Source organism: Variovorax sp. MSC1_012, from assembly GCF_023667525.1.
Classification (GTDB): Bacteria; Pseudomonadota; Gammaproteobacteria; order Burkholderiales; family Burkholderiaceae_C; genus Variovorax; species Variovorax beijingensis_B.
The window spans coordinates 1,597,756-1,615,503 of record NZ_CM174443.1; the positions used below are offsets into that span (position 1 = coordinate 1,597,756).

Below are 17,748 nucleotides of genomic sequence, written 5' to 3' on the forward strand. Positions count from 1 at the left end.
TACAGCATAAGCCGTGACCACGGATCTTTCCATCCAGCCGCCAGAAGAGGCGCCCGATGCTCGCACCGTCTCCGTGAAGGCCCTGTGCGCCTTCGGTGCCAAGGCCGGCGACCTCGACCTGCGCTTCGTGCCCGCACCCAGTGCGCTCGAAGGCATGGCCGGCCATGCGCTGGTGCAGGGCCGGCGCGGCGACGGCTATGAAAGCGAGGTGCCGCTGGTCTCCCGCTGCGGCGCGCTCCAGGTGCGCGGTCGTGCCGACGGGCACGACCCGCGCGAACCCCGTGTCGAAGAGATCAAGACCTTCCGCGGCGACTTCGATGCCATCCGCGGCAACCACCGCGCGCTGCACTGGGCGCAGGCCCGTTGCTACGGCTGGATGCTCTGCGAGATGCACGGCTACGAACAGATCACCGTGGCCCTGGTGTACCTGGATCTCGGCACTGGCGAGGAAACCGTGCTGGAAGAGCAGCACGCGCGGGCCGCGCTGCAGGCGCACTTCGAGCTTCTGTGCGAACGCTACAGCACCTGGGCGCAGAGCGAGGCTGCGCACCATGCGGCGCTGGGCCATGCGCTCGGCCGGCTTGAATTTCCGCATGGCTCGTTCCGGCCCGGCCAGCGCGATTTGGCCGAGGCCGTCTACCGCGCCGCCGTGAACGCGCGCTGCTTGATGGCGCAGGCGCCCACCGGCATCGGCAAGACACTGGCCACCATCTTCCCGCTGCTGAAGGCGCGGGCCGCACGCAAGATCGACAAGATCTTCTTTCTCACCGCCAAGACCTCGGGCCGCGCCGTGGCGCTCGACGCCTTCGGCGTGCTGGGCAAGGATTGCGCGCAGGTGCGGGTGCTCGAACTCACCGCGCGCGAAAAAGTCTGCGAATACCCCGACCGGGCCTGCAACGGCGATGCCTGCCCGCTCGCCAAGGGCTTCTACGACCGCCTGCCCGCCGCGCGCGAGGAGGCCGCGCAGGCCGCCAGGCTCGACCGGCAGGCGCTGCGGAGAATTGCGCTGGCGCACACCGTGTGCCCCTATTTCCTCGCGCAGGAAATGGCGCACTGGTGCGATGTGATCGTGGGCGACTACAACTACTACTTCGACGGCAGCGCCTTTCTCTACGCCACCATGAAGGACGCCGAATGGCGCGCGGCGGTGCTGGTCGACGAGGCGCACAACCTGCTGGAGCGCGCGCGCGGCATGTACACGGCGCGGCTCGATGGCCTCGCGCTGGAAGAGGCCCACCGCGTGGCGCCCGCCTCGGTGCGCGGCGCGCTGGGCCGGCTGTACCGCGAATGGGACACGGTGCAGCAGGCGCAGATCGAACCCTACGACACCGCCGACGAGATTCCCGAGCGCTTCGCGCGCACGCTGCAGGCCGCCAATACGGCCATGGGCGAATACTTCGCGGCCACGCCCGACGCGGCGCAAGGGCCGCTGCAGCGCTTCTTCTTCGATGCGCTGCAGTTCGCCCGGCTGGCCGAGGCTTTCGACGACCATTCGATCTTCGAGCGCACATTGGGCCCCGCGCACGACCAGCAGCAGCGCAGCCTCGCAATCCGCAACCTGGTGCCGGCGCCGTTCCTCGAGCCGCGCTTCGCAGACGCCATATCGGTCACCTGTTTTTCCGGCACCTTGTCGCCCTTCGAGTTCTACCGCGACGCGCTGGGGCTGCCGCCGGAAACGATGCTGCTCGACGTGGCCTCGCCATTCCGCAGTCAGCAGCTGCGCGTGGAGGTGGCGATGAACGTGTCGACCCGCTTTCGCGACCGCGCGGGCTCGCTCGCTCGCGTGGCCGGGATCATCGGCGACCAGTTCGAGCGCATGCCGGGCAACTACCTCGCGTTCTTCAGCAGCTTCGACTACCTCGAAAAGGCCTGCGCGGCCTTCCTGGCCAGGCACCCCGGCGTGCCCGTGTGGGCCCAGACGCGCGGCATGGCCGAGGCCGATCGCCACGGCTTTCTCGCGCGCTTCGAGGAGGGCGGCCAGGGCATCGGCTTTGCCGTGCTCGGCGGTGCGTTCGGCGAAGGCATCGACCTGCCCGGCAGCCGGCTGATCGGCGCCTTCGTGGCGAGCCTGGGCCTGCCGCAGCACAACGCGCTCAACGAGATCACGCGCGAGCGCATGCAGGCGCGTTTCGGCAAGGGCTACGAATACACCTACCTCTATCCCGGCCTGCAAAAGGTGGTCCAGGCCGCCGGCCGCGTCATCCGCACCGAGCAGGACAGCGGCGTGCTGCACCTGCTGGACGACCGTTTTGCGCGCGCCGAGATCCGGCAGTTGCTGCCGCCCTGGTGGGAGCTGCGACTGGGCGGGCCGGTGCACGCGAGCGAAGGAGAAAGCATCGATGCGCTCAGCCAGGCACATTCAGTTCGCTGACGAGCCCGACCTGTTCGGCGAGGCGCCCGCGGCCGCCATCGAAGGCCTGCGCTACGAGCGCGAATTCCTCACGCGTGCCGAGGAAGCCGAGCTGCTGCGCCTCGTGCAGGGCTTCGAGCTGCGCGAGATGCGCTACAAGGAATACACCGCGCGCCGCCGCGGCATCAGCTTTGGCGGTAGCTACGACTTCGACATGCACCGGCTGCGTCCCGGCGCTGCCATGCCGCCCGCGCTTCACCCGCTGCGCGCGCGGGTGGCCGCATGGATGGGCATGGCGCCCAAGGATTTCACCCATGTGCTGATCTCCGAATACCGGCCCGGCACGCCGCTCGGCTGGCACCGCGACGTGCCGGACTTCGAGGACATCGTGGGCGTTTCGCTGCAGGGCGACGCGGTGATGCAGCTGCGTCCCTATCCACCGGCCAGCGCCAGCGCACCTGCGAGCCTGCAGTTGCTGATCGAGCCGCGCTCCATCTACATGCTGCGCGGCGAAGCGCGCTGGGCCTGGCAGCACAGCATTGCGCCGACCGAGGCGTTGCGCTATTCCATCACCATGCGCACGCGGCGCCGCGCATGACTTGCGGCGGGCCTTGCCGCGGGCTTTTTCGCGGCAGGCTGTTTGTCGGCCGGGCGCCCGGCCCCGGCTTTCTTCATCAGCTCCGAAGCCATCGACAGGTCCTTGAGCCATGCTTCCCACGCCGCTTCGCGCTGCAGCGGATCGCCGCGCAGCAGGGCGGAAGGGTGCAGCGTGACCAGCACGCGGCGGCCTGTTGCGGCATCCTCGGCCCACTGGCCGCGTTCCTTCATCACCGCGACCGGGCGGCCGAGCAGTGAGCGCGCGGCCGTGCCGCCGAGCGCGATATAGGCGCGCGGTTGCACGAGTTCCATCTCGCTTTCGAGCCAGTGGTGGCAGGCCTCTGCCTCGCGCTGGCCCGGGGTCTTGTGCATGCGGCGCTTGCCGCGCAGCTCGTACTTGAAATGCTTCACCGCATTGGTTACGTAGAGCTTCTCGCGCGACCAGCCGAGCTCGGCCACCGCGCGGTCGAACAGCTTGCCGGCCGGGCCCACGAAGGGACGGCCGACCAGGTCTTCCTTGTCGCCGGGCTGCTCGCCCACCACCATCAGCGCCGCGCCGACCGGGCCTTCGCCGAACACCGACTGGGTGGCATGCGCTCCCAGCGGACATTCGCGGCAAGCGTCGGTCGCCACGCTGAGCGCCTTCAGCGCGGCCGTGGCCTCGTTGCGATGGGACATGTTGCCGACTCGGGCGGGCCGGTGGCGCTCAGGCGGCCGGCATCAATGCGTGGAACCGCTGGCGCCGCGGCGGGATTGGCTCTGGTTGCTGCCGCCTACGTGGCCTTCGCGATCGTGGCGGCTCTCGACGGTGCGGCGCGGCTCGTTGCGTGGCGTCGGGCTCTGGTGGCCGGCCTTGTTGTGCTGGGGAGGCAACGAACCACGCTCGTCGGGCGTGTTGGGGTTCGTCTTGGACATGGGCTGCTCCTTCGAATGAATGAGGAATGGATGGACTTTTATTTGTCCGCGCGCTGCATGCCCGCCGGTGTGGGAATTGGCCCACCGCGGGCGTCGTCCAAGCCTCATGCGTGCGGGAGGTGGAACGTGGAATTTGCCGATAGTCGATATCCGCCATCAGGCTGTCCGATCAGGAGAATCCCTGCCTGGTTCGGGGTAAGAACCCGATATTCGGCAGCAATCTTTATCGCCTCCAAGACAACTTGCATCCGCCTCGCGGACCACGTCGGCACACGATATCGTCCAGTTGCGCGCGGTTGATCCGAACGCACGTTCTACCCCGGCGAACGTCGTTCAAGTACGGGGATTCCGATGCCTGCAACGGCAGTTTGCCGCGACTTGTCGGCGCCGATACGATCCCGCGCCTTGCCCCAAAGGAATGCGCGGATGCCGCCAACGATTGCTTCTTCCTCGATGCCCGCGGCATCGAAAAACGCCGGCTGGCAGCAGCGCAGCCGGCGCCACGTCTGGCATCCGTGCACGCAGAGCATCCGGCTCGAAGCGGTGCCGCCGCTGCCGATCGCGCGGGGCGAGGGCGTCTGGCTGTTCGACCACGACGGACGCCGCTACCTCGACGCGACGAGTTCGTGGTGGGTCAACCTCTTCGGCCATGCGCACCCGGCCATCAACGCCGCGCTCAAGGACCAGCTCGACATGCTCTCGCACGTGATGCTCGCGGGCTGCACGCACGCGCCGGCCGTCGAACTGGCCGAGCGGCTCGCCGCGTTGACCGGCCATGCGCTGGGCCATTGCTTCTATGCCTCGGACGGCGCCTCGGCCGTGGAGATTGCGTTGAAGATGAGCTTTCATGCGTGGCGCAATGCGGGCCGTGCCGGCAAGCAGAACTTTGTCGCGCTGCGGCAGGGCTACCACGGCGAAACGCTGGGTGCGCTGCATGTGACCGACGTGCCGGTGTTCCGCGACGCCTATGCGCCGCTGCTCGCGAACGCGCACCTCGTGGCATCGCCCGACGCCCGGGCCGCAGGGCCGGGCGAGGACGCCGCCGCCGTGGCGCGGCGCGCCGCAGCCGGACTCGAAGCGCTGCTGGCCGAACGGCATGCATCGATTGCCGCGGTGATCGTCGAGCCGCTGGTGCAATGCGCCACCGGCATGGCCATGCACGACCCCGAATACCTGCGCCTCGTGCGCGCACTGTGCGACCGCTACGGCGTGCACCTCATCGCCGACGAGATTGCCGTGGGCTGCGGGCGCACCGGCAGCTTCTTCGCGTGCGAGCAGGCCGGCATCTGGCCCGATTTCCTCTGCCTTTCCAAAGGCATCAGCGGCGGCTACCTGCCGCTGGCGCTGGTGATGACGCGCGATGCGATCTACCAGGGCTTCGTCGACGACGACGTGGCGCGCAGCTTCCTGCACTCCCATTCCTATACCGGAAACGCGCTGGCCTGCCGCGCGGCGCTGGCAACGCTCGACCTGTTCGAGCGCGAGGACGCGCTGCGCCGCAACCGCGCCCGCGCCGAACGGTTGATCGGCCGCTTGCGCGAAGGGCTGCGCGGCATGCCCGTCGATCACCTGCGCCAGCGCGGAATGATCACGGCCTTCGACGTGCGCGAGCCCGGCGCGCGGTTCGCGGAGCGCTTTCACCTTGCCGCGCGGGCAAACGGACTGCTGATGCGCCCGATCGGCGCGACCGTCTACCTCATGCCGCCCTATGCGATCGGCGACGACGACATCGACCGGCTGGTCGACGGCACCCTGGCCACATTGGAAGCGGTGGCCGTTCCCGGCCACGCAGATGAAGGAGGCCGCGATGCCGCGCTTGCTTGAACGCCTGCAGGACGAGATCGCCGCGCTCGACGCGCAGTCGCTGCGGCGCCGCCGGCAGATCGCCGAAACCGCCTGCGCACCCGAGCAATCGCTGACGCTGGCCGGCGCGAGCGCTCAGCGCACCATGCTCGGCTTCAGCAGCAACGACTACCTCGGCCTTGCCGCGCATCCGGCACTGGCCGCCGCACTGGCCGAAGGCGCGGCGCGCTACGGCACGGGCAGCGGTGGGTCGCACCTGATCCTCGGCCACTCGCGCGCGCATGCCGAACTCGAGGAACGGCTGGCCGGCTGGATGGCGCCGTTCATCCCGGAGGCGCAGAGCCTCTTTTTCTGCACCGGCTACATGGCCAACCTCGCAGTGCTGTCGGCACTCGGCGGCGCGGAGGCGGTGATCTTTTCGGAGTCGCTCAACCATGCCTCGCTGATCGACGGGGCCCGGCTGGCCAAGGCGCGGGTCGAACGCTACCCGCACTGCGACGTGGCCGCGCTCGATGCGCAGCTCGGCGCCTGCGATGCGCCGGTCAAGCTGATCGTGAGCGATGCGGTCTTCAGCATGGACGGCAACATCGCTCCCGTGGCCGAACTGCTCGCGCTGGCCGAGCGCCACGACGCCTGGCTGGTGCTGGACGACGCGCACGGCTTCGGCGTGCTGGGCGCCACGGGCCGGGGCGTGCTGCAGGCCATGGGACTGCGTTCGGAGCGGCTGGTGCTCATCGGCACGCTCGGCAAGGCGGCGGGAGTGTCGGGCGCATTCGTGGCGGCGCACCGCACCGTCATCGACTACCTCGTGCAGCGGGCGCGGCCGTACATCTTCACGACCGCCGCGCCGCCGGCCATCGCGCACGCGCTGCTGGCCAGCCTCACGCTGATCGAAGGCGAGGAAGGCCACATGCGCCGCGCCTGGCTGAAGGCGCGCATCGCCCAGCTGCGCCGCGGCCTCGAGGCGATCCTGCCGCCGGATGGCAGCGCCTGGCTGCCGGATTCGCCCACCGCCATCCAGCCGCTGATCGTCGGCGACAACGCACGCGCGATGCAGACGATGGCGCGGCTCGATGCCCGCGGTTTGCGCGTCGGCGCGATCCGCCCGCCGACCGTGCCCGCCGGCACCGCGCGGCTGCGGATCACGCTGTCGGCCAGCCACTCGGAGGACGACGTGGCGCGGCTGCTCGATGCCTTGGGTGAAGCACTGGCGCAGCCGTGGAAGAAGGCGGCATGAGCGCCGTGCCGCATGCACCAATGACACACCGCCGCTGGTTCGTCACGGGCACCGACACGGGCGTCGGCAAGACGCTGGCCAGCAGTGCGATGCTGAGCCTGCTGGCCGCCTCGGGCTTGCGTGCGGTCGGCATGAAGCCGGTGGCCGCGGGGCTGGAACTTGTCGATGGCGCCTGGCGCAACGGTGACGTCGAGCAGCTGCGCGCGGCTGGCAATGTCGATGCGCCGCTGGCCCTGCGCTGCCCGTACCTGCTGCGCGCGCCGATGTCGCCGCACCTGGCGGCTAGGGAAGAGGGTGTGCGCATCGCGCTGCCGCCGTTGCTGTCGGCTTTCGCGGCGTTGTCGCAGTGCGCCGACGCGGTGGTCGTCGAAGGCGTGGGCGGGTTCTGCGTGCCATTCGGCGACGACCTCGACAGCGCCGACCTGGCCGTGGCGCTGGGACTGCCGGTGATCCTGGTGGTCGGGCTGCGCCTGGGCTGCCTGAACCACGCGCTGCTCACGGCGGAAGCGATCCGCGCGCGCGGGCTCATGCTGGCGGGGTGGATCGCGAGCGTCGTCGAGCCGGAGATGCTGGCACCCGAGGCCAATCTCCAGACGCTGCGCGGCCGGCTCGGCGCGCCCCTGCTCGGCGTGGTGCCGCACCTGGCCGAACCCTCGGCGGCCAGCGCCGCGCGGCACCTCGACCTGCGCGCATTGCGCGCCACCGCGGCCTACGCGGTGCACCGGTCGGCGGCGCCGGCCGAGTTAAGCTGCTCAGCCTCGCTCGCCTGATTCAGCCAACCGCTTCGCCCGCGCGCCGCCCTGGCGCTCCAGCATCCAGCCCGGGTACTCGGAGGGCAGGGCGCTCACCTTGCCGAGCGCGGCCAGCTCATCGGCGGAGAGCCGGATCGCGGTGGCGGCAATGTTGTCGTCGAGTTGCGCGACGCGCTTTGCGCCGACGATCACGCTGGTCACCACCGGCTGGTGCAGCAGCCACGCAAGCGCGATCTGCGCCACCGACACCTTGCGCGCTTCTGCCAGCTCGCGCATCACGTCGATGCAGTCGTAGGCGCGCTCGACGTTCACAGGCGGAAAGTCGAAACTCGTGCGGCGGCTGCCCTTTTCGGCTTCCGTCCCACGGCCGTACTTGCCGCTCAGGAGGCCGCCCGCCAGCGGGCTCCAGACCATCAGGCCGAGCTTTTCGCTCTGCAGCATCGGCGCCAGTTCGCGCTCCAGGTCGCGGCCCGCGATGGTGTAGTAGGCCTGCAGTGATTCGAAGCGCGCGAGGCCCTGGCGCTCGGCGATGCCCAGCGCCTTCATGATCTGCCAGGCCGCCCAGTTGGAAACGCCCACGTAGCGCACGTGGCCCTGCTGCACCAGGTTGTCCAGCGCGCGCACGGTTTCCTCGATGGGTGTGACCGGGTCGAAGCCGTGGATCTGGTAGAGGTCGATGTGGTCCAGCTGCAGGCGCTTGAGGCTCGCCTTCACGCCGTCCATGATGTGGTAGCGCGAGGCGCCGGCTGCATTGGCGGTCTTGCCGGTCTCGCCGAACACCTTGGTGGCGACCACCACGTTCTCGCGCGGCACCTTGAGGTTCTTCAGCGCCTGGCCCGTGATGGTTTCCGACAACCCTTCGGAATACACGTCGGCGGTGTCGATGAAGTTGATGCCGGCGTCGAGCGCGCGGCCCACCAGGCCTTCCGCCTCGGACTGCTGGAGGTTGCCGATCTGGCCCCAGATGCCGCTGGCACCGCCGAAGGTCATGGTGCCGAGGCAGAGCTCGGAAACGAACAGGCCGGTGCGGCCGAATTTGCGGTATTGCATGAGAGATGTCCTGGGTGGGTGGCGCGGGAAGAGGGGAAGAGGGCCGGAAGGCCCCGCCGTCCATAAAAGTATCTGGCCGCGGCGCCGGGCATGGCGAGTGCGTTCCTGCAAAGTCCTTGCCTATTTCTCCAGACCTCCTGCACGGGCCGTGCGGATTCGTTGGCGCGGCGCTAAGCTTTGAACCACCCGATCCTCCACGCCGGCCGCCTCTGCGGCCCCCACCCGTGACAAGGCCCCGAACATGCCCGACCCAACACTTCAAATCGCTGCCGCCATTGCCCAGCCGATGCCGCTGGAGCCCGAACTCGACGAAGCCAGGAAGGAGCTGGTGGCGCTGATCAACCGCATTACGCGCGGCCAGGACGGCACCGTGGAAACGCCGGTCGACGGCCTGCAGGTCCACTGCATCAGCAAGCCCGACGGCCCCAAGCATGCCTTCGCGACGCCGGCGCTCGGGCTGATCGCGCAGGGCTCCAAGCGGATCATCGTGGGCGACGACATCTATGTGTACGACCCCATGCACTACCTGGTGACCTCTGTCGACCTGCCGGTGTGCGGCCAGGTGCGCCTGACGAGCGACAACGAGCCCTACCTGGGCCTGCGGCTGGAGCTGGCCATCGACGAGATCGGCAAGCTCATCGGCGATGAGAAGCTGCCCGCGAAGGCCAATGCGCCCGCCTCGCGCGGCATGTACGTCAACCGCATCGGCATGCCGGTGCTGGAGCCGGTGCTGCGGCTGCTGCGGCTGGTCGAGTCGCCCGAGGACGTGCCGATCATGGCGCCGCTCATCAAGCGCGAGATCATGTACCGCCTGCTGGTGAACGGGGAGGGCGCGCGGCTGCGGCAGATCGCGCTGCAGGACAGCCACACCCAGCGCATCGCCAAGGCCATCAGCGCGCTGCGCATCAACTATTCGCAATCGCTGCGGATCGAGGACATGGCGCGCGCGGTGCACATGAGCGTGTCGTCGTTCCACCATCACTTCAAGGCCGTGACGGCCATGAGCCCGCTGCAGTACCAGAAGCAGCTGCGCCTGCAGGAGGCGCGCCGCCAGATGCTGATGGCCGGCGCGGACGTGTCGAGCGCGGCGCACAGCGTGGGCTACGAGAGCCCGTCGCAGTTCGCGCGCGAGTACAGCCGCATGTTCGGCGCGCCGCCGCTGCGCGACAAGCGCCGCTGGCTCAGCGAAGCCGAGAACGACGCGCTCGATGCGGGGTCGATGCAGGCCGCCTGAAAGGTCAGCCCGCCCAGCGCCAGTCCTCGATCTCCGGCATGTCCTTGCCGTGCACGGTGACGTAGGCGCGGTGCTCCAGCAGCTTGTCGCGCAGATGCTGCTGCACATGGCCCGCGCTGTTGCGAAAGCGCTCCACGCGCGCAATGGCGTCGGCGGCCAGGTGGAAGCGGTCGAGCCGGTTGAGCACGGTCATGTCGAATGGCGTGGTGGTGGTGCCTTCCTCGCAATAGCCGTGCACATGGAAGTTGTCGTGGTTGGTCCGCTTGTAGCTGAGCCGGTGGATCAGCGAGGGATAGCCGTGGAATGCAAAGACCACGGGCCTGTCGGTGGTGAAGACGGCGTCGAAGTCCGCATCCGGCAGCCCATGCGGATGCGCATCGGGCGACTGCAGCGCCATCAGGTCGACCACGTTCACCACGCGCACTTTCAGCTCCGGCAGCATCCTGCGCAGCAAGTCGGCGGCAGCCAGCGTCTCGAGCGTGGGCACGTCGCCGGCGCAGGCCATCACCACGTCCGGCGAGGCATTTTCGTCGTTGCTGGCCCAGGTCCAGATGCCCAGGCCCACGGTGCAGTGGCGCACCGCCGATTCGATGTCCAGCCACTGCGGCCCCGGCTGCTTGCCCGCGACGATCACGTTCACGTAGTTGCGGCTGCGCAGGCAATGGTCGACCACCGACAGCAGCGTGTTGGCATCGGGCGGCAGGTACACGCGCACCACCTCGGCCTTCTTGTTCACCACGTGGTCGAGAAAGCCCGGGTCCTGGTGGCTGAAGCCGTTGTGGTCCTGCCGCCAGACATGGCTGGTGAGCAGGTAGTTGAGCGAGGCGATCGGACGCCGCCAGCCAATGCCGCGCGCCACCTTGAGCCACTTGGCATGCTGGTTGAACATCGAATCGACGATGTGGATGAAGGCCTCGTAGCACGAGAAGAAGCCATGGCGCCCGGTGAGCAGGTAGCCTTCGAGCCAGCCCTGGCAGAGGTGCTCGCTGAGCACCTCCATCACGCGGCCGTCGGGCGCCACGTGTTCGTCGCCGGCGAGGATTTCGGCGGTGGAAGTCCGCGCGGTGACGTCGAACAGGGCATCCAGGCGGTTCGACGCGGTTTCGTCCGGCCCCATGACGCGGAAGTTGCGCGCCGCGTCGTTGCGGCGCATCACGTCGCGCAGGAACCGGCCCGCAACGCGCGTGGCCTCCGCATCCACCGCGCCGGGCGCCGCAACTTCCACCGCGTGCTCACGGAAGGGCGGCATGGCCAGGTCGCGGAGCAGCAGGCCGCCGTTGGCATGCGGATTGGCGCTCATGCGCCTCGTTCCCTTGGGCGCGAGCGCCGCGATCTCGGGGCGCAGCGCGCCGCCTTCGTCGAACAGCTCCTCGGGCCGGTAGCTGCGCATCCAGTCCTCGAGCAGGCCCACATGCTCGGGCTTGGCGGAAAAGCCGGTGAGCGGCACCTGGTGCGCGCGGAAGGTGCCCTCAACCGGCACGCCGTCCACCTGCCGCGGGCCGGTCCAGCCCTTGGGCGAACGCAGCACGATCATCGGCCAGCGCGGCCGCTCGCGGAACCCGTTCTGGCGGGCGCTGGCCTGGATGGCGTGGATCCCGTCGAGCGCCTTGTCGAGCGCGGCCGCCATCAACTGGTGCATCTGCGCGGGCTCGTGGCCGGCAACGAAGTACGGCTCGTGCCCATAGCCCCGCAGCAGCTGCGCCAGCTCTTCGTCCGGGATGCGTGCGAGCACCGTGGGGCCGGCGATCTTGTAGCCGTTCAGGTGCAGGATCGGCAGCACGGCACCATCGGTTTCGGGGTTCAGGAACTTGTTGGAATGCCAGCTCGCCGCGAGCGCGCCGGTTTCGGCCTCGCCGTCGCCGATCACGCAGCAGGCGAGCAGGCCGGGGTTGTCGAACACCGCGCCATAGGCGTGCAGCAGCGAATAGCCGAGCTCGCCGCCTTCATGGATCGAGCCGGGCGTTTCCGGTGCCACGTGGCTCGGAATGCCGCCCGGGAACGAGAACTGCGTGAAGAGCCGCTTCATGCCATCGGCGTTGCGGCCGATGGCGGGGTAGACCTCGCTGTAGGTGCCCTCGAGATAGGTGTTGGCGACCACGCCCGGCCCGCCGTGGCCTGGACCCGCGATGAAGATGGCGTCGAGCTCGCGGGCCGCGATGGCGCGGTTCATGTGCGCATAGACGAAATTCAGGCCCGGCGTCGTGCCCCAGTGGCCCAGCAGCCGCGGCTTGATATGCGAAAGGCTCAGCTTCTCGCGCAGCAGCGGGTTGTCCATCAGGTAGATCTGGCCCACGGACAGGTAGTTGGCCGCGCGCCACCAAGCGTCCAGCAGCGCGAAGTCGTCGTGTTCAGCCATTGCTCGCGCATTCCGCGATGGTCAGCCGGTTCATGATCAGCGTGACGCCTTCGGCGCGGCGCACGGCGCGTTCGACAGCGCTCTTCAGGTCCTCGCTGGCCAGCTGCCCATGCAAGGTGACCACGCCGTCGGCCACGCGCACGTCGACGTCGCAGCTGCACACCGCCGGGTCCCAGTTGAGCTGGGCGAAGACCTCGTGCCTGAGTTGAATATCGGGGTTCATTTCAAACCTTTCGAGGAAGAGGGGGCTTCTGGCTGCGCTGTCCGGCTGATTCACGATGCCTCCCTCGTCGACAACACTATCGGCGCACACGCTTCGCACCTTGCCGTCGTGCCGCAATTCCGATGTTGCCCGCGGGTCTTTTTTCCGCGAAGGACGAGGGCTCGCAGGGTCGCGTTCTTTCACATCTTTTACGCCCGTGCCATGCACGTCGCATGCGGCCCGCACTGGCTTTTGCGCGGACCGCGCCCGCTCGATAGGATGTACTCGACGCGGCTGCATCACGGCGCCTGACCCGGCCCGCCCCACACGATTCCAATTCCGGACAACCCAGGAGAACAGCATGGACAGCAACGTTCCCGCAACACCCGCATCGGCATGGACCGATGCCTACTTTCGCTCCCTGCTCGACTGGCAGGCGGCCTGCGGTGCGAGCGTGCTGCGGGCGCAGCAGGTCCAGTGGGGAATGCTGGCCGCCTGGCAGCAGTCGGCCAAGGCCGTCCAGCAGGAACTGCTGGACCAGTGGACCAGCCGTTTCGGCGGCGGCGTGCCGCTGGACGGATAACCAGCCTACTGGCTTGCCACCGCGCCGCCCGGCATGGTGAAGCGCGCCGCTTCCGCCTTGGCATGCGATTCGGGCGCGCGCACCAGCAGCACCGGAACGCTCGCGCTGCGCAGGATCTGCTCCGCGCTGCTGCCCATCACCATGCGGCCGAGGCCGCGCCGGCCGTGCGTTCCCAGCACGATCAGGTCGGCGGGCCAGGAAGCCGCCTCGGCCGTGACCCGGTCGGGAACGGTCCCCCTGAAGTTGTCGCACAGCACCGAGTCGGCCTCGACGCCCTCGGCGGCGGCCCTTGCCTTGCCTTCCTCGAGCAGTTGGGTGGCGCCGGCGCGCAGTTCGTTGAGCCAGTCTCCCGTCCGACCCGAGTAGGCGTCCATCGCCAGGGCGAAGGAGAGCTCGTCGATGACGTGGATCAGGCGCAGCCGCCCTGCGGTGACCTTGGCAAGGCGAATGGCTTCGCCCAGGCCATGGCTGGATGTCGAACTTCCATCGACAGGAACAAGAATTCGCTGGTACATGGTGTCCTCGCTTTGCTTGAGGTGGGTGTGCGGCCAGTGTCCGGGCCGGTGCGAGGCGCGGCTTGATGCGGATCAAGCGAAGGCGTCCTCGCCGTGCGAAAGGATCGAACCTGCCGCCATGCTGCGCTCCATCATCATCCTGCTCGAACAGCACCGCTGCAAGGGAACCCCGCCCGACTTCGCGGCCTTGCGATGGAAGAGCGCGAGATCCTGCCGCTCGCCGAGATGGTGCTGATCCCCGAGGCTTGGCGCGAACTCGACGAGGCGTTCGGCCGCAACCGCGATCCGCTCACCGGCTACCGGCTGGAGCGGGAGTACGAGGCGCTCTTCGCCCGCATCGTGAACATCGTGCCTGCGCCGATCGGGCTGGGCCCTGCGGCTTAGGGAGCGGAGTTCGCGCCGGGGGCGGTCGGGCCGGACTTCGGCGGCGGCGACCAGGCGGGCCGTTCGGAGCGGCCGCTGTCGACGACGATGAGATAGCGCCCGGCGCCTTCGACGGGCGACTGGTCCGGTGGAAGCACCCACGGCGCGCTGCCCTCGGCCTTGGCCCTGAGGTAGTCGGCATCCAGCACGCCCAGGCGGTCGAGCAGGCGGTTCAGGCTGGCCGGAATGCGGATGCAGCCCTTCGATTGCACGCTGCCCAGCCGCGGCTCGAGCCGGTCGGGATCGGTGGTGTGCATCTGCAGCCGCATCGTGCTGGTGCCGCCCCGGCCCCACAGGCGCCGCGCCTGCTGCCATCCGAAGTCGAACACGCGCATTCCCTTTTCGCCGTAGCCCCGAATGCCGAGCTCGTTGCGCGAGCCCTCCGCGCGGAAATCGTGGTTCGCCACCGAGTGGCCGAACACGCCGAGCGGCGTTTCGAAGTACTCGAATCCGCCGGGGCGTCCCGTCGATACCGGCGCCGCACCGATCAGCACGGGCGCAGCGCCGGCCGGCAGCCAGAAGACGAAGATGGCCTGGACCGAAGCGCTGCGGTCCACCAGCAGCGCGTACTGCGACGGCTCGTCGGCAATGCCCGCTCGCCTGAGTTCATCGCGCGCCAGATGGCCATAGCGCTGCGCTTCGTCGGGCGGCAATTCGAGCCGGCGGTCGACCTGTTCCGCGAAAACCTGGCGCAGGCGCACCGGATCGGCCCAGCAGGTGGCGAGCGCGCCTGCCAGCACCGCAAAGACGAACGCCCGGGCGGCGCGGCCTGCCAAGAACGGCCGCGCCCGTGTGCTTTTGTGCTCCCGTTTCTTTCATACCTTCCAGGGCAGGCGAGCTGCGCCGGCCCTGGAAGGTTGGTACCCCTGGCATCCGCGCGAGTTCCCGGGATGCGCGGTGCCGGACGGCTTGGTCAGGGCATCAGGAAGGTGACGCGCTTCGCTATGAGCACTCCATCGATCACGGCGTCTCCGACCACTGAGACACGACGGTTGGGGGCTAGGCTAGCGAGGTCAACGACAGTGCCGTTCTCAAATACCGTCGTGGGACCACCGGCGTTCACTGGCCGGCCTTGTACTCTGAAGTCGGAGGCCGACTTGTAGCTGCTGATCGGCCCTATGAGAGTGAAATCGACCGGTCCGCCTTTGATGCGCAGCTTCTTCGCAATCAGTACACCGCTGGACATGAAGCCATCAACCTCGACCCTGACGCCGGGACCGATCGAATCCACCAGTGCGCTCGGGAAGTTGGTCTTGGACGCATCGATTCTTGTCCCGAGCACTTGGAAATCACCGATCCCGGTGTAGTTGGTGACGACACCTGCGAGCTGTACCGCGGCGGCGTTCTGCTTGGGCACCGCATACCAGCCCTGGACTTTCGTCGCGTTGAAGACGCCCGTGGCAGGCTCAAGGCTGCCGCGCACGCGGACGATGGCGCCCTCGGCCAGCGTGGAGGCGTCGATGCCGCCGGAGAACGTGGCGCTGCCGTAGCGCACCGTGAGCTGGCCCAGCGTGAATTGCTGTCCGGGGACGAGGTTCTGTACCACGCCGGTCACCAGCGGCTCGGCCGAAGCCGGCTTCAGTTCGACGCGCGTGGCGCGCAGGGTGCCCGGCGCCGAGGGCAGGCCCCAAACCTGCACCACGCTGCCGATCGTGACCTCGGCCAGGCTGTTCGCGCCGCTCCAGACGGTGGCGTTGTCGATGGTGACCGTGGTGCCCATCACGGCGAAGCTGCCGGCCCCGATATCGACAGCCGAAACGGCTCCGCGCAGCTCGGCAGCCGATTCGACCTGCTGCGCCGTGGCCGCGGTGAATTCGCTGTCGATCTTGCCGGCAATGCGCACGCTCATGCCGATCTGCAGTTCGGCAGCGTCCTCCAGGCTGGTGGTGGCGGCGTCGGTGTTGTAGCGCACGCCGTTCAGGATGATGCTGCCCAGCCCGCCCACGGAGCCGATGCCGGTGCCGCCCGAGCCCACACCGGAGCCGTCGCCGCTGCCGTTGCCGGCAGTGCTCGTGCCGTCGGTGCCGCCGCCTGCAGTACCCGTACCGCTCGTGCCACCCGTGCCGTCGGTTCCCGTGCCCGCTCCGGCCGGGCCATCGCTTCCAGAGTCCGTCGCACCGCTCCCGGCAATGCCGGCCAGGCTGCCTGCCGAACCACTGCCACCGCCGCCACCCCCGCACGAGAGCAGCAAGGCCATGGCTCCGGCAAAGAGGATGCCGCGCATCCATCGGTAGTGGTGGTTCTTCATCATCGTGTTCCTTTGTCCCGCGGCGCGGGGACGGGAGGCGCTCCCGGCGCCGCCTCGTCTTCATAGTAGGTGTAGATGCCGACACGCATGCGCCCCTTGGCGCCGTCAGGCGCCTGGTCGACCGCGCGGTTCATCTCGCCCGCCAGTTCCAGGTGCAGGGCCGCCCAGCGGTCGCGCACCATCTGGTGGATATTTTCGCAATCCTGCAGGCCAAGGCCGCGCGCATACACGGAGCGCTCGAGCATGCGGGGCTCTTCGCCCAGCGTGTTGGACACCGCCGCCAGCAGGTGGTCGCGGCCGTTGTCGCCGAGGAATGCCAGCATCGACTGCAGGTCGTCCACCGGCACGAAGCCGCTGGCCTTGAGCTCGGCATAGCCGTCCTGCTCGGCCACCATGTTCAGGCGCACCAGTTCGTCGAGGATGGTTCGATGGTGCACGTTGCCGCGGCTGCCGAGCCTGGCCACGGTTTCGAAGGAGGGCGCATCGTCGCCGTCGGAGGTGATCGGCAAGCGCTGGAAGGACTGGTTCTGCGACACCATCTGCAGCCACAGCGTGAAAGTCTTGGCCGCGGCCGATATCTCGGTGTGGGGCAGGGCGTCGACGGTGTCACGGACCTTGGCCGTCACGGCCTTGCGGTTGAGCCCGGTGGTGACGGACAGCTGGCTGATATTGGGCTTTGCCACCCCCTGTTGGCGCCAGGAGCGCTTGGCCTCCTCGAGCAGCAGGTCGCGCAGCAGGACTTCCAGGTGCGGGTGCTTGACCCCCATCGCCAGGGCGAGCCTGACCACCGGCCGCAGGATGCGGGCGCAGGCGGCCAGTGCCCAGTCGAGCTGGTGTTCCATGAAATGAGGCGTTTCTTCTGATGCGATTGCGGTGCGGCGGCCGGGACTGAAGGGCCCCGGGGCCGTCGATCAGTGCACTATTGTCCGCGTCGCCGAGGATCGCACAAAAAAGACCTCATTCATGCGGCGCAGCTACCTGCTTCGGTCCGCGCGACCGAGGAACGGCCGGTGGCACTGATCTTGACCACCCGCTTCGGGGTACCCAGCGGGGTAGCCCGGCAGATCGTGAAGTTGGCCGCGGTGGCGCCGACGCCGGTGCCCTCGAAGGCGAGCGCGCTGAGGTCGCCGCTGTCGCGGATGCGGTAGCCGCTGGCGGCCGCGGGCTGCTTCTGGATCACCGTGGGCGTCGCACCGCTGCTGATGACGATCCAGCCAGCCTCCCATTGCCCGTCGGTGGCGCAGCTCGTGCCGTTGGACGAGGCGCACAGCGTGACGGGCGCGTTGCGCTTGATGGCCTCGCTGCGCGCGAGCTGGCTGGCGGCGACGAGATCGGTCGCATAGGAATTCAGCCGGGTCGAAAGCCGTATGTAGTCGAAGGAGGGAACGGCCACCGACACCAGCACGATCAGCACCACAAGGGTGACCATCAGCTCGATGAGCGTGAAACCGCGGGCGCGCGTGCCGGGCATGGCCATCCCTTT

18 protein-coding genes are annotated in these 17,748 nt (G+C 68.7%); 8 read left to right on the forward strand and 10 right to left on the reverse strand.

What is annotated here, in order from left to right; genetic code table 11:
* Positions 1–13 precede the first annotated feature (13 nt).
* Both L1081_RS07540 and L1081_RS07545 read left to right on the forward strand, forming a co-directional pair.
* On the forward strand, positions 14–2,371 hold the full coding sequence (locus L1081_RS07540; RefSeq protein WP_489415870.1) for a helicase C-terminal domain-containing protein: 2,358 nt from the start codon (positions 14–16) through the stop codon (positions 2,369–2,371).
* Entirely contained in the window at positions 2,340–2,948 is a 609-nt protein-coding gene (locus L1081_RS07545; protein ID WP_489415871.1) for an alpha-ketoglutarate-dependent dioxygenase AlkB, read from the forward strand. The genes L1081_RS07540 and L1081_RS07545 overlap by 32 nt, the downstream gene beginning before the upstream one ends.
* Here the strand turns inward: L1081_RS07545 and L1081_RS07550 are convergent.
* Complete coding sequence (locus tag L1081_RS07550; protein WP_489415872.1) at positions 2,912–3,625, reverse strand: UdgX family uracil-DNA binding protein; 714 nt, start codon at positions 3,623–3,625, stop codon at positions 2,912–2,914. The two genes, L1081_RS07545 and L1081_RS07550, sit on opposite strands and share 37 nt — an antisense overlap.
* A gap of 42 nt (positions 3,626–3,667) precedes the next feature.
* Positions 3,668–3,862 carry a hypothetical protein gene (locus tag L1081_RS07555; RefSeq protein WP_489415873.1) on the reverse strand — a complete coding sequence of 65 codons (195 nt, stop codon included), beginning with the start codon at positions 3,860–3,862 and terminating at the stop codon, positions 3,668–3,670.
* Between the two features lie 426 nt (positions 3,863–4,288).
* Between L1081_RS07555 and bioA the strand changes: the two genes are divergently transcribed.
* Genes bioA through bioD form a run of 3 tightly spaced genes read left to right on the forward strand, consistent with a single transcriptional unit; the run spans position 4,289 to position 7,672 of the window.
* A complete protein-coding gene (bioA, locus tag L1081_RS07560; RefSeq protein ID WP_489415874.1) occupies positions 4,289–5,686 on the forward strand; it encodes an adenosylmethionine--8-amino-7-oxononanoate transaminase in 1,398 nt (465 codons plus the stop codon).
* Positions 5,670–6,902, forward strand: coding sequence for an 8-amino-7-oxononanoate synthase (bioF, locus tag L1081_RS07565; protein WP_489415875.1), 1,233 nt, complete (start codon positions 5,670–5,672; stop codon positions 6,900–6,902). Before bioA ends, bioF begins: the two co-directional genes overlap by 17 nt.
* A complete protein-coding gene (gene bioD, locus L1081_RS07570) occupies positions 6,899–7,672 on the forward strand; it encodes a dethiobiotin synthase (RefSeq protein WP_489415876.1) in 774 nt (257 codons plus the stop codon). The genes bioF and bioD overlap by 4 nt, the downstream gene beginning before the upstream one ends.
* On the opposite strand, the gene L1081_RS07575 is transcribed toward bioD, so the two are convergent.
* On the reverse strand, positions 7,655–8,704 hold the full coding sequence (locus L1081_RS07575) for an aldo/keto reductase (protein ID WP_489415877.1): 1,050 nt from the start codon (positions 8,702–8,704) through the stop codon (positions 7,655–7,657). The two genes, bioD and L1081_RS07575, sit on opposite strands and share 18 nt — an antisense overlap.
* A 241-nt stretch (positions 8,705–8,945) precedes the next feature.
* Between L1081_RS07575 and L1081_RS07580 the strand changes: the two genes are divergently transcribed.
* Positions 8,946–9,938 carry an AraC family transcriptional regulator N-terminal domain-containing protein gene (locus L1081_RS07580; protein ID WP_489415878.1) on the forward strand — a complete coding sequence of 331 codons (993 nt, stop codon included), beginning with the start codon at positions 8,946–8,948 and terminating at the stop codon, positions 9,936–9,938.
* A gap of 4 nt (positions 9,939–9,942) precedes the next feature.
* Here L1081_RS07580 and L1081_RS07585 read toward each other — a convergent pair whose 3' ends face one another.
* Both L1081_RS07585 and L1081_RS07590 read right to left on the reverse strand, forming a co-directional pair.
* Positions 9,943–12,294 (reverse strand): phosphoketolase, encoded by a 2,352-nt coding sequence (locus tag L1081_RS07585; protein WP_489415879.1) that lies wholly within the window; start codon positions 12,292–12,294, stop codon positions 9,943–9,945.
* A complete protein-coding gene (locus L1081_RS07590) occupies positions 12,287–12,517 on the reverse strand; it encodes a BON domain-containing protein (protein WP_489415880.1) in 231 nt (76 codons plus the stop codon). The genes L1081_RS07585 and L1081_RS07590 overlap by 8 nt, the downstream gene beginning before the upstream one ends.
* Before the next feature lie 340 nt (positions 12,518–12,857).
* Between L1081_RS07590 and L1081_RS07595 the strand changes: the two genes are divergently transcribed.
* Positions 12,858–13,079: a hypothetical protein gene (locus L1081_RS07595; RefSeq protein ID WP_062366875.1), complete on the forward strand. Its 222-nt coding sequence runs from the start codon at positions 12,858–12,860 to the stop codon at positions 13,077–13,079.
* Between the two features lie 5 nt (positions 13,080–13,084).
* On the opposite strand, the gene L1081_RS07600 is transcribed toward L1081_RS07595, so the two are convergent.
* Positions 13,085–13,594 (reverse strand): universal stress protein, encoded by a 510-nt coding sequence (locus L1081_RS07600; RefSeq protein ID WP_489415881.1) that lies wholly within the window; start codon positions 13,592–13,594, stop codon positions 13,085–13,087.
* 192 nt (positions 13,595–13,786) lie between these two features.
* Between L1081_RS07600 and L1081_RS07605 the strand changes: the two genes are divergently transcribed.
* Complete coding sequence (locus L1081_RS07605) at positions 13,787–13,978, forward strand: hypothetical protein (protein WP_489415882.1); 192 nt, start codon at positions 13,787–13,789, stop codon at positions 13,976–13,978.
* Here the strand turns inward: L1081_RS07605 and L1081_RS07610 are convergent.
* The 4 genes from L1081_RS07610 to L1081_RS07625 form a co-directional block, all read right to left on the reverse strand.
* Positions 13,975–14,793 carry a L,D-transpeptidase family protein gene (locus tag L1081_RS07610; protein ID WP_489415883.1) on the reverse strand — a complete coding sequence of 273 codons (819 nt, stop codon included), beginning with the start codon at positions 14,791–14,793 and terminating at the stop codon, positions 13,975–13,977. The genes L1081_RS07605 and L1081_RS07610 overlap by 4 nt on opposite strands.
* Before the next feature lie 137 nt (positions 14,794–14,930).
* A complete protein-coding gene (locus L1081_RS07615) occupies positions 14,931–16,268 on the reverse strand; it encodes a DUF5666 domain-containing protein (RefSeq protein ID WP_489415884.1) in 1,338 nt (445 codons plus the stop codon).
* A complete protein-coding gene (locus tag L1081_RS07620) occupies positions 16,265–17,107 on the reverse strand; it encodes a DUF6502 family protein (protein WP_489415885.1) in 843 nt (280 codons plus the stop codon). The genes L1081_RS07615 and L1081_RS07620 overlap by 4 nt, the downstream gene beginning before the upstream one ends.
* A gap of 119 nt (positions 17,108–17,226) precedes the next feature.
* Positions 17,227–17,742 (reverse strand): GspH/FimT family pseudopilin, encoded by a 516-nt coding sequence (locus L1081_RS07625; protein WP_489415886.1) that lies wholly within the window; start codon positions 17,740–17,742, stop codon positions 17,227–17,229.
* Between the last annotated feature and the right edge of the window lie 6 nt (positions 17,743–17,748).